Annotated in this window: 12 protein-coding genes; 9 read left to right on the top strand and 3 right to left on the bottom strand. The window is 34.3% G+C overall.

What is annotated here, in order from left to right:
* Positions 1 to 194: 194 nt before the first annotated feature.
* The gene (locus tag DN393_RS26835) at positions 195 to 1,844 is read left to right on the top strand and encodes a copper resistance CopC/CopD family protein (RefSeq protein ID WP_149174114.1); all 1,650 of its coding nucleotides are present in this window, start codon (positions 195 to 197) and stop codon (positions 1,842 to 1,844) included.
* 34 nt (positions 1,845 to 1,878) lie between these two features.
* A complete protein-coding gene (locus DN393_RS26830; RefSeq protein WP_149174113.1) occupies positions 1,879 to 2,499 on the top strand; it encodes a YcnI family copper-binding membrane protein in 621 nt (206 codons plus the stop codon).
* Positions 2,500 to 2,622: 123 nt separating this feature from the next.
* Here the strand turns inward: DN393_RS26830 and DN393_RS26825 are convergent, their stop codons facing one another.
* Entirely contained in the window at positions 2,623 to 3,399 is a 777-nt protein-coding gene (locus DN393_RS26825; RefSeq protein WP_149174112.1) for an alpha/beta fold hydrolase, read from the bottom strand.
* Between the two features lie 122 nt (positions 3,400 to 3,521).
* Positions 3,522 to 4,427, bottom strand: a complete 906-nt coding sequence (locus DN393_RS26820; RefSeq protein WP_064476376.1) for a DMT family transporter — start codon at positions 4,425 to 4,427, stop codon at positions 3,522 to 3,524.
* A 97-nt stretch (positions 4,428 to 4,524) separates the two neighbouring features.
* Here DN393_RS26820 and DN393_RS26815 point away from each other — a divergent pair, with 97 nt between their 5' ends.
* The 4 genes from DN393_RS26815 (at position 4,525) to DN393_RS26800 (ending at position 7,327) form a co-directional block, all read left to right on the top strand.
* Complete coding sequence (locus DN393_RS26815; RefSeq protein WP_000156767.1) at positions 4,525 to 5,394, top strand: LysR family transcriptional regulator; 870 nt, start codon at positions 4,525 to 4,527, stop codon at positions 5,392 to 5,394.
* Positions 5,395 to 5,514: 120 nt separating this feature from the next.
* On the top strand, positions 5,515 to 5,946 hold the full coding sequence (locus tag DN393_RS26810) for an Rrf2 family transcriptional regulator (RefSeq protein WP_064476374.1): 432 nt from the start codon (positions 5,515 to 5,517) through the stop codon (positions 5,944 to 5,946).
* Between the two features lie 70 nt (positions 5,947 to 6,016).
* Entirely contained in the window at positions 6,017 to 6,667 is a 651-nt protein-coding gene (locus DN393_RS26805; RefSeq protein ID WP_000216675.1) for a DsbA family oxidoreductase, read from the top strand.
* A gap of 57 nt (positions 6,668 to 6,724) precedes the next feature.
* Entirely contained in the window at positions 6,725 to 7,327 is a 603-nt protein-coding gene (locus DN393_RS26800) for a nitroreductase family protein (RefSeq protein ID WP_064476373.1), read from the top strand.
* Positions 7,328 to 7,478: 151 nt separating this feature from the next.
* On the opposite strand, the gene DN393_RS26795 is transcribed toward DN393_RS26800, so the two are convergent.
* A complete protein-coding gene (locus DN393_RS26795; RefSeq protein ID WP_149174111.1) occupies positions 7,479 to 7,898 on the bottom strand; it encodes a GNAT family N-acetyltransferase in 420 nt (139 codons plus the stop codon).
* Between the two features lie 184 nt (positions 7,899 to 8,082).
* Here DN393_RS26795 and DN393_RS32230 point away from each other — a divergent pair, with 184 nt between their 5' ends.
* From DN393_RS32230 to DN393_RS26785, 3 genes are all read left to right on the top strand, one after another.
* Complete coding sequence (locus tag DN393_RS32230; protein ID WP_064476371.1) at positions 8,083 to 8,217, top strand: hypothetical protein; 135 nt, start codon at positions 8,083 to 8,085, stop codon at positions 8,215 to 8,217.
* A gap of 97 nt (positions 8,218 to 8,314) precedes the next feature.
* On the top strand, positions 8,315 to 9,925 hold the full coding sequence (locus DN393_RS26790) for an amidase family protein (protein ID WP_149174110.1): 1,611 nt from the start codon (positions 8,315 to 8,317) through the stop codon (positions 9,923 to 9,925).
* Between the two features lie 178 nt (positions 9,926 to 10,103).
* The gene (locus DN393_RS26785; protein ID WP_087980217.1) at positions 10,104 to 11,117 is read left to right on the top strand and encodes an AI-2E family transporter; all 1,014 of its coding nucleotides are present in this window, start codon (positions 10,104 to 10,106) and stop codon (positions 11,115 to 11,117) included.
* Positions 11,118 to 11,162: the final 45 nt, after the last annotated feature.

Below are 11,162 nucleotides of genomic sequence, written 5' to 3'. Positions count from 1 at the left end.
ATAACAATCGACTTTAAAAATGTAAGTTGTATCTATGAAGATAGTTACTATTTTATTAGAAGTTTAGAGGTGAGAGAGAAATAAAGAGTTCTACTGTATAGAAGTTTATATTTAATCAGGTTAATATTTCTTTAAGTAATCGACTTGGGAAGTAGATGTAATAAAAATAGAGCGATGAGGAAGAAAGAAGTGAAATGATTGTGAAAGTAATGAGAAGGTTAGGGGCATGGTTATTAATTGCATGCGTGCTTACCATAGCAATACCGAAAAGTGCATCTGCTCATGCGTACATTGTGAAATCAAACCCTGCTGAAAATGAAACGTTGAAGAAAGCACCAGCTGTTGTGAAAATTGAATTCGATGAGGATATACAAGTTTCACATTTTAATACATTGTTTGTAAGAGATACCTCAGGTACAAGAGTAGATCTAAAAGATGCTTATATCGATAAGAAAAATAAAAAAATATTAGAAGCAGGGTTAAAAGAAAATTTGAAAAACGGACTCTACTCTATTCAGTGGAAAGTGATTTCTGCTGACGGGCATCCTATTCAAGGGGTTATTCCGTTCCGAATTGGATCAGCAGAAGCGGGAGCAGACGATATACAAGTAGAAGAGATGGGGTATGTCCCGCAAATAGATATGATTATGGAACGTGGAATTCTATATACAAGTTTCTCACTATTTATAGGCGTGCTATTCTTTAATCTTATTATGTATAAAGGGAATGCAACCTCGGTTCGGTCAAGAAGTAAAAAAATAATATGGATCTCATTAATTGGCATATTCATTAGCTTACTATTCACTCTACCACTGCAAGCGAAAATAAATGCTGATGTTTCATGGTTAGAAGCATTCCATCCTTTACTATTAAAAGAAACGTTACAACTTTCTGTTTTTAGTTACGTATGGCTCACTCAAATGGCTCTTATTAGTTTGCTTATAATCGTTACGTATTTTGCGATGAAGCGCGAGAAGCTGTCATCGTTTAAAGTATGGAGCATTCCAATAGTATTGTTTATCGGGATACTTGTTATGAAAGCCTTTAATAGCCATGCATATGGTTTGAAGTTTAAAGATATTGCTGTCGTTATGGATTTTTTACATTTATTCGCAGCTTCATTATGGATTGGTGGTCTATCATCCATTATTCTTCTTTTACGTAAAGAGGATGATAAGTGGAATATGTATTGGGATATGATTAAGCGTTTTTCACCGTGGGCAACAGGTGCTGTCATCGTGATTTTAATAACAGGTCTTTTTAACAGTACATTCTTTATTCCAACAATCCATTCGTTATTTGATACGAAGTATGGATTAGCTTTATTAGCAAAGATACTTTTATTCATTTTCATGGGGATATTGGGAATTGTTCATTATGTGAAAGGGAAAATGAGAGCGGAGCAACGATTAGGCGCTACGGTGAAAGTAGAGTTTATCATTGGAATTATCATTTTCGTCATCGTAGCTTTTATGACAAACGTACAAACACCACCGATGCCTCCTACGGGACCTTTTACAGAGAGTAAGCAATTAGATAATGGGTATGAACTTACTTTACATGTAAGTCCTAATAAAGTAGGACAAAATACATTCCATATTACTTTAAAGGATGAGAACGGACAACCTGTTACCGATATGGAGCAACTTATTTTAACTACGCAATCATTGGATATGAACATGGGAAAAGGTTCATTTAAAGTTTCGGCCGTTTCACCAGGAGAATATGAAGCGGAAGGTATGTATATTAACATGATAGGAAACTGGAATATAAAAGTGCACGGATTAACAAAATCTCTTGATAGCTTTGATGCGGATTATAAATTTATAGTAGGCGGCAGGTAAAGAGAAGGTATAGATAAAAAGGAGCGAATAGAAAATGAAACGTATAAAAAAATTTGGCACAACAATGATCGCAACAATAATTGCAATGGGGATTTTTTCGTTACCTGTTAGTGCGCACGTCACTGTGAAACCAGAAGCTTCGGACGTTAATTCTTGGGAGACTTACACGATAAAAGTACCAGTTGAGAAGAATGTAGCAACGACAAAAGTTACATTAAAAATACCGTCTGGAGTAGAGTTCCAACAGTATGAACCAGTGCCAGGATGGAAAGTGGAAGAGCAGAAAGATAATGCCGGAAAAGTTAAAACTGTAGTATGGGAAGCAACAGGAGAAGGGATTTTACCTGGTCAGTTCCAGCGATTTACTTTCGTCGCTAAAAACCCTGATAAAGAACAAAAAATAGCTTGGGATGCATATCAACAATATAAAGATGGAGAAATTGTTGAATGGACAGGCGATGAAAAAGCTGAAAAACCACATTCACTTACTACAATTGCAAAAGGTGCGTCATTAACAGGAGAACATGGTGAAGTGTCTAGTGTAGAAAAGAATGAGGGCACTAGTAATATGCAAGTAATAGCGATTGTCTTATCTATTTTGGCGATTGTATCGTCGGTTGGTGCGTGTGTTTTTGTAGTACGTCGTAAAAGATAAGTAAGATTGAAAGGTCTCATCGTAAATAATGAGACCTTTTTTATTAGGTCTAAGGATTAGAAGGAATGAGGATATCGGCACTATTATAGCCACTCTATAATGAAGTTTATCGATGTCTGGAATTTAATTGACGATTATGAAGTCTTCCGGCAGAATATCATGTTCGAGCCAGTTTTCAATTATAGTATTAAATAGCATGGGATTTGCTAAAGAGATTCCATGACCAATTTCAGGAATGATAATACCTGTGCAATTCGTATTATTTTCAAGGATTTCAGTCATTGAGTCCTTCATAATTCTTTTTTCTTTGTCTCCAACAGTTACTAATATATTACTATTAGCATCTTTGAAACTTTTTGGTATTGTAAACGACATATTTTCTTCTAATATCCTTACAAATGTATTTTTGTTTATTTGACAACTGTCATGATAATAGTTATCAAGCTGTGTTTCATCTATGTACATTGATTTTGCTTGTATTTTGGAAAATCTCTTACTCTTTATTAAGAAGTAGGTTAGGCTAAGAGAGCTTATTAATGTTTTAGCGAAAGGAATTGGTTTAACTAATGCGCTATTGACCATAGCATATTGAATTAAGTTTGGTTTCATGCTTAGCATAGCAATTAATACTTGAGCGCCTAATGAAAACCCAATTACTATAACAGTCTTCCCTTGTCCTTTTTCTTCAATTAGTTCTATGATTTTTTCAGCACTAAAGTTTATTGAGAAATGATCTTTACTTCTGTTTTTTCCTTGCTCAGGTAAATCAGGAACAAGGCAGTGAAAGTTAGTAAAATGTTTAATTTGCTTGTCCCACATCCATCCACTGACTCCGCTCCCATGAATAAAAACCATAAGTGGAGAGCTTGAATCTCCAAATTCTTTATACTGTAAAACCATATAATTCCCCCTTATGATTAGAATTGTTAGTTCATCCATGTATAGTAGAAGTAATATTTTTATTACTTAAGTATTATCATACAATAAGAAAGAGCCTACAAATAGTAGGCTCTTTCTCATATTTATTTCACTTCAACTTGCTGCCCTACAGTAAGCGTTTTTGGCTTTATATTTACGAAACAAATACTTACCACAATAAATAATAGTCCGATGAATAAGCTAATAGTAATGGCCTCATGTAAGAAAATTGAACTTACAATAATAGCGATTAATGGAATAAGAAATGTATAAGCCCCAACTTTACTTGCTTCACCAGCTCCAACAAGAGTAAAGTATGCAAGCCATCCCATTGCAATAACAAAGAATGAAATAAAGAGTAGTACGCTAACAAATGGTATACTCCAAGCGATACTAGACCAGCTTTCAAACTCTGAACCAAATCCAATTAAGCAAAGCCCGCCAATAATGAGCTGAAGTGTTACCATCCAAATGGAATTAACGCGGTGCCCAGTCTTCTTAATAAATACTGTTCCAAGTGCCCAGCCAATCGCGCATCCTATCGCGAGAAGGATTCCGATAATAGAAATATGTCCAGTTAAACTACTAGAGCTAATGACACCCACGCCAATAAATCCAAGAACAAGCCCAAAAATTTTTAAGCCGTACATAGATTCTTCAAGCCAAATCCATGAGAAAATGCCGAGTAAAACAGGTTGTAGAAATACAATGGCGGAAAATAACCCAGCGGGCATATATTGAAGGCCTACAGTTTGTAATCCGTAAAATATAATGATGTTAAGTAAAGAAGAAATAACGTATAAATGCCAAGTTTCTTTTAAGTGTAACTCTTTGTATTTCGGTAATGCGAAAAGGAGTAAAATGAATCCTCCAATTAAAGTTCGAACGCCTGCAAATAAAACGGGTGGTGTATAATGCAGGGCAAACTTAGATAAAGGCCAATTGATTCCCCACATGAAAACGAGAAAGGTAAGGATTATGGCCGTCTTAGTTCGAGAAAGCTGTGTCACGGTAAGACCTCCTTGTTGTTATTCATTTCACTATGATATGATATCGACTGTAATAAATAAAATGAATCTTTTTTATGGGGAGTATAAGTGATTAGTTATGACCATTACACAACTGCAAGTATTAATAAAAACTGTTGAGTTAGGTAGTTTTACGAAGGCTGCTCGGGTGTTAAATATGACGCAGCCAGCTGTAAGTCATGCAATTTCAAGTATTGAGTCAGAGTTAGGAGTTACGATTCTTATACGTGATAAACGAAAAGGGCTAATCGTGACGGATGTAGGAAACAGAATTCTTGTGCATATTAGAGAGATTTTGAACGGTGTAGAGAAAATTGAGCAAGAAGTTGCGATGGAGAAAGGACACGAAGTTGGGACGATTCGAATTGGGAGTTTTCCGAGTGCCTCTGCACATTTCTTACCCAAAATGATAAACCTTTTTAAGGAGAAGTATCCGAACTTAGAAGTCGTTCTTTGTGAAGGAACGATTAAAGAAGTTGAAGATTGGTTAGTATCGAGGGTTGTTGATATAGGAATTGTTATTTTGCCTAATAAAGAGATGGAGATTGTCCCATTAACGAAGGGGAAAATGGTTGCTATCTTAAGAGATGATCATCCTCTTTGTAAGAAGGACTCTATTACAATTAGTGATTTAGAGAATGAACCGATCATATTATGTAAGGGTGGATACGAACCACCCATTATTGATATGTTTAAACAAGCAAACGTACCACTTCGGGCTGAGTATGTAATATCAACCGTTACTACAGCTTTAAACATGATTCAAGAAGGGCTAGGTATTGCAATATTAGCCGAATTATCTTTAACGAATTTACCACAGAATGTGCAAACGAGAGAATTGGAACCACAAGTATGGAGAGAAATTGCTTTAGCTGTTCCTTCATTAAAGGATTCCTCAATCGCTGTGCAGCTATTTATTGAAGAATTTCAAGCGCTATTTGCAGAATAAAAAGAGGTGTCTCATATATCATAATGGGACACTTTTTTATTTGCTTATAAAAAATCTATGAAAAGGATTGACTTATCTTTTTGTTGTAACTATAATGATTACATCAGGGTGGTGATCACGATGAAAATTAGTAGCCGCTTTTCTATAGCTGTTCATATTTTATCTATTTTGAAAAACAATCCATCTTCACTTTGTACTTCAGACTATATAGCTGAAAGTGTAAACACAAATCCAGTAGTCATTCGTAAAATTATGTCGTACTTGAAACAAGCTGGTTTTGTATATGTAAATCGCGGTCCAGGTGGTGCGGGATTATTAAAGGATTTACATGAAATCACATTGTTAGATGTATACTATGCAGTAAATGTAGTCGAAGAAGACAAACTATTTCATATTCACGAGCAACCAAATCCAGATTGTCCAATTGGAGCAAATATTCAAGCGGTGTTAGAAGTTATATTAATACAAGCGCAATCCGCGATGGAAGAAGTTTTGAGAAATATTACGATGGGGCATTTGTTTGAAATTTTGCAAGAAAAAATGAATGCTTAAATCATATTTATATTTTTTTATTATCAATGTAACTGATTTGATTACAACTATAAAGGTAAGGTGTAAAAGTATGACTGTAAAAATGAAAGTATACTCAGATTTTATATGTCCATTTTGTTTTTTAGCAAAAGGTCCATTAGATGAAGTAGCGAAAGAGAAAGATGTAGAAATTGAATGGATGCCATTTGAATTACGTCCAAGTCCATATTCAAAAATAGATCCATGGAATGAGCCAGAAAAATTAGGCTCATGGGATGCTTTTATTCTTCCAACTGCGAAGAAGTTAGGAATCGATATGCGTTTGCCACGTGTTTCTCCGCATCCATATACACATTTAGCTTTCGAAGGGTGTCAATTTGCGAAAGAACGTGGACTAGGAAATGAGTATCATCACCGCGTATTCACAGCATTTTTCCAAGAAGAGCAAAACATTGAAGATATTGATGTTTTAACAAAATTAGCGGTAGAAGTAGGCCTTCCTGAAGCTGAATTTAAAGATGCGTTAGTAACTCGTAAATATAAAGAAAAGCATCAAGAAGCAATTCAGCATGCATATGATGAAGCGAATATTATGGCTGTTCCAACTGTCATGATTGGAGATGAAGTCATTCAAGGGCTAGCTAGTAAAGAAACGCTACAAAGAGTCATTGATAAAGAAATTGAAAAGGATAAAACAAATTCATTTGAAGGTATGCAATGTAATACAGATGGATATTGCTAATTCGCTTGTTATGAAATAACAAAATAAATTATAAAACAAATATTTGGAGGAATTAAAATGTCAGCAACTACAACAAACTTAAAAGAAGCAATTGTGAACCGTCGTTCTATTCGTAAAGTAACAAAAAACGATGCAATTACGAAAGAAAGAATTGAAGAAGTTTTAAAAACAGCGTTACACGCACCAACATCTTTCAATATGCAAAGTGGTCGTATGGTTGTATTAATGGATGGAGAGCATGAAAAGTTTTGGGATATTGTTAAAGAAACACTAAGAGCTCGCGTACCAGCAGAAAACTTTGAAGCGACTGTAGAAAGATTAAAAGGTTTCCATACAGGTGTTGGGACTGTGTTATTCTTTGAAAATCAAGCAACAGTAGAAAAAATGCAAGAAAATGCACCATTATATAAAGATCAGTTCCCATTCTGGTCTCATCAAGGAAATGCAATGTTACAACATACTGTATGGATGTTATTATCGGCTGAAGGAATTGGTGCATCATTACAACATTACAATCCAATCGTAGATGCTGAAGTGAAAGAAACTTGGAACATTCCAGCAGAGTGGAGTTTAGTAGGACAAATGCCATTTGGTGAGCCAAATGAACAACCAGGAGAAAGAACTTTCTTACCTACTGAAGATGTAGTGAAATTTTATTAAGAAATTTAATGTATAAAAAGTTAAATAAAAGGAGAGTACATATTAGCCATATATGTACTCTCCTTTCGTATGCAATGTTAAACTCTTACTGCAAGAACGATTTCCTTCATATGAATTGAAGTTTTTCCGTACAATTAAAAATCTGTTATGTTTATTGTTTTGTAATGACAGTAAACATCCCCGTCATGTGTGGTGAGTAATCCTTAAAATCAAATTTTTCATAGAACGATTCTTTACCTTGTGATGCAAATAAACCGACAAACGCCATATCAGGGGCATTCTCATGTAAGTATGCAGCTAAACGATACATGATTTCTTTCCCGATACCATGTTTCTGATAATCTGGATGAACTACTATATCTTGAATATAGAAATAGATAGATCCATCGCCGACAATTCTTCCCATGCCGATAATTTGTTCATTATCTTTGACTGTGATGCAGTGAATAGAATGCTTCAGTGAAGTTTCCGCCACTTCAAAATTCATATAATTAGACCAACCAACAGAATCACACAAATATTTATACTCTTGTAGAGTTGGAATGTTATGTTTAAACTCATATGTATTCAAAATATATCCTCCAAGTCCTTAAATTCAACAAGTATATAAATTCGACATTTTTTTGTCTTTTCCTCTTACGTAATTGCCTTCACCTATTGAGTTTCGTACAGTTTCCTTATTTATATTTGTGTTAATTTATAAGAGTTTAGGGGAAAAATATAAGAAATAATGCAGTAGAAAGGGAAGTGGAAAAATGAATGATGAGAAAAAATATACAGTGGTAGGTACTAATGTTGAGGAAGTAAAACGTTTAAATAAAGATTCAGGATTAACGTATAATCAAGTGAAGGAATTATTAGCGAAGCAAATGCAAAAAAGAATGAATTAAATTGAAATTCTTCATTTAGCATTTTAATAAGAGAGGGTTATAAGGATAACTCTCTTTTTCAATACAATTTAGCAACTTTTAGAGCGGAGGAAACAGCATGAAAAAGTGGGTAAAGATTACGCTGTCAATTGCTGGGGGTATTGTCCTATTGGCATGTGCCGGAGGATATTACGTGTATAAAAATTATTTTCCAAAGGAACCTGAGCGTATCGTATATGATAAAGATAGAGTGTTAAAACCGATACATAATCAGCTGAAAGGAATCAACATAGATAAAGTAAAGATAAAAGAAAAAGAGGTTGTAAATGCGACTGTGAACGAGCTTCAAAAAATGATTGATGATGGAAAATTATCATATGAAGAATTAACGAGTATTTATCTTTTTAGAATACAAGAACATGACCAAAATGGAATATCATTAAATGCTGTTACAGAGATTAATCCAAATGCAATGGAAGAAGCGCGAAAGTTAGATAAAGAAAGGTCTTCAAATAAGAAGTCGAACTTATACGGTATGCCGGTTATCGTAAAAGATAATGTACAAACAGAAAAGGTGATGCCGACAAGTGCGGGCACGTATGTGTTAAAAGATTGGATTGCAGATAAAGATGCGACAATCGTGAAGAAGTTGAAAGAAGAAGGTGCTTTTGTTTTAGGGAAAGCGAATATGTCTGAGTGGGCAAATTATTTATCCTTTACAATGCCTAGCGGATATAGCGGGAAAAAAGAACAAAATTTGAATCCATACGGTCCGATTACGTTTGATACATCGGGATCAAGTTCTGGATCTGCTACAGTAGTTGCGGCAGATTTTGCACCACTTGCAATCGGGACGGAAACGACTGGGTCAATTGTAGCACCCGCGACGCAACAATCAGTAGTTGGGTTACGTCCATCACTAGGTATGGTGAGTAGATCTGGCATTATTCCGTTAGCTGAAACACTTGATACAGCAGGGCCGATGGCAAGAACGGTGAGGGATGCGGCAACGTTATTTAGCATAATGGTAAGTTATGATGAAAAAGATGCTATGACAGAAAAAATGAAAGATAAAGAAAGAGTTGATTATGCGAAGGATTTATCGATAGATGGATTGAAAGGGAAAAAAATAGGAGTTCTTTTTTCAATAGATCGACAAGATGAAAATAGAAAAGAAGTAGCAGAAAAAATTAGAAAAGACCTTCAAGATGCAGGTGCAATATTGACTGATGATATTCAGTTAAACGCTGAGGGTGTAGATAATCTACAAACATTAGAATATGAGTTCAAACATAATGTTAAGGATTATCTTTCACAGCAAAAAAATGTGCCGGTAAAATCGCTAGAAGAGATTATAGTGTTTAATAAAAAGGATAGTAATAGACGAATAAAATACGGACAAACATTAATTGAGGGATCTGAAAAATCTGCTATAACGAAAGATGAGTTTGAAAAAATAGTGCGATCGAGTCAAGAAAATGCAAGAAAAGAGCTAGATAGATATTTAGTAAAAAAAGGTTTGGATGCTTTAGTTATGATTAACAACGAAGAAGTTCTTCTATCAGCTGTAGCTGGCTATCCAGAATTAGCGGTGCCAGCAGGATATGATAACAATGGAGAGCCGGTAGGTGCAGTGTTTGTCGGGAAGCAATTTGGTGAAAAGGAACTGTTCAATATGGGATATGCGTATGAGCAGCAGTCTAAAAATAGAAAATCACCAAAACTGTAAAAGGATAAACGAAAAATAGAGCTCCACTGAAATATGTTGGTGGGCTAATATGAAAAGAATCTAACAATATAAAAAGAAAAAAAGGATTCTTCTCAATTAGTAAGAAAGATTGTCTATAGAAGTTCATAAAATGTAATATATTCAATTTCCATCCATTGAAGGGGGAGGTTAAATTTTAATGAATGAAGTGAAAAATTTCTTTCGAAGTAGAGGGTTCCAACGGTTTCTCGTTTTAATAATAGTAGCGCTTGTATTATATGGATTAAAAAGTATGATCAATTTAATATTAATTACGTTCATACTGACATTTTTAATGGATCGGTTTCAACGTTTTATTTCAAAGAAATTGAAAGTGAATCGGAAAATTGTTATCGCATGTTTGTATATAATATTAGTTACTTTTATCGGCACAACATTATATAAATATTTACCTGTGCTAACGATACAAATTTCCCAATTGATTTATCAGTTTAGGTTGTTTTTTCAAAATCCACCTGATAATGAAATCATTAAATATGCACTTTCAACAATTAATGGGATGGAAGTATCAAAATATATAGAACAAGGTGTAGATGTCATATATCAATCGATTGCAAATATAGGAAAAGTCAGTTTGCAAATACTACTTTCTCTTATTTTAAGTTTATTTTTCTTATTAGAAAAAGAACGCATAATATCATTTACTTCGAAATTTAAAGATAGTAGTCTGAAGGTTTTTTATGAGGAGATTGCATATTTTGGTGAAAGGTTTGCAAGATCGTTCGGTAAAGTAATTGAAGCACAGTTTTTAATTGCGGTTGTCAATTGTGTACTCACTGTAATTGCACTTGTGATTTTAGGATTTCCGCAGCTTCTTGTATTGGCCGTCATGGTCTTTCTACTCGGTTTGATTCCAGTTGCTGGTGTTATCATTTCCTTGTTTCCACTTTGTATTATTGCTTATAACGTAGGCGGAGTAATGTACGTTGTATACATACTTGTGTTCATTACAGTAATCCATGCTCTTGAAAGTTATTTTTTAAACCCAAAATTCATGTCTGCGAAAACGAATTTACCAATCTTTTATACATTTATGATTCTCATCTTCTCAGAACATTTTCTTGGAATATGGGGGCTTATTATAGGGATACCAATCTTTATCTTTTTATTAGATGTACTTGATGTAAACAATGAGGAACAGTTTAAAAAATAGGAAAAGATAGAAAATAACTGATGTTTTTAAGGAGCAATCAAAAAA

This window comes from Bacillus sp. BPN334, assembly GCF_008368885.1.
Taxonomy (GTDB): domain Bacteria; phylum Bacillota; class Bacilli; order Bacillales; family Bacillaceae_G; genus Bacillus_A; species Bacillus_A wiedmannii.
This window is presented reverse-complemented; position numbering and strand designations above follow the sequence as displayed.

What these genes read in the sequence shown, in the direction of transcription:
- DN393_RS26785 (WP_087980217.1), top strand. Translation starts at nt 10,104, where the DNA reads ATGAATGAAGTGAAAAATTTCTTTCGAAGTAGAGGGTTCCAACGGTTT.
- DN393_RS26830 (WP_149174113.1), top strand. Translation starts at nt 1,879, where the DNA reads ATGAAACGTATAAAAAAATTTGGCACAACAATGATCGCAACAATAATT.
- DN393_RS26835 (WP_149174114.1), top strand. Translation starts at nt 195, where the DNA reads ATGATTGTGAAAGTAATGAGAAGGTTAGGGGCATGGTTATTAATTGCA.
- DN393_RS26810 (WP_064476374.1), top strand. Translation starts at nt 5,515, where the DNA reads ATGAAAATTAGTAGCCGCTTTTCTATAGCTGTTCATATTTTATCTATT.
- DN393_RS32230 (WP_064476371.1), top strand. Translation starts at nt 8,083, where the DNA reads ATGAATGATGAGAAAAAATATACAGTGGTAGGTACTAATGTTGAGGAA.
- DN393_RS26825 (WP_149174112.1), bottom strand. Translation starts at nt 3,399, where the DNA reads ATGGTTTTACAGTATAAAGAATTTGGAGATTCAAGCTCTCCACTTATG.
- DN393_RS26800 (WP_064476373.1), top strand. Translation starts at nt 6,725, where the DNA reads ATGTCAGCAACTACAACAAACTTAAAAGAAGCAATTGTGAACCGTCGT.
- DN393_RS26805 (WP_000216675.1), top strand. Translation starts at nt 6,017, where the DNA reads ATGACTGTAAAAATGAAAGTATACTCAGATTTTATATGTCCATTTTGT.
- DN393_RS26815 (WP_000156767.1), top strand. Translation starts at nt 4,525, where the DNA reads ATGACCATTACACAACTGCAAGTATTAATAAAAACTGTTGAGTTAGGT.
- DN393_RS26790 (WP_149174110.1), top strand. Translation starts at nt 8,315, where the DNA reads ATGAAAAAGTGGGTAAAGATTACGCTGTCAATTGCTGGGGGTATTGTC.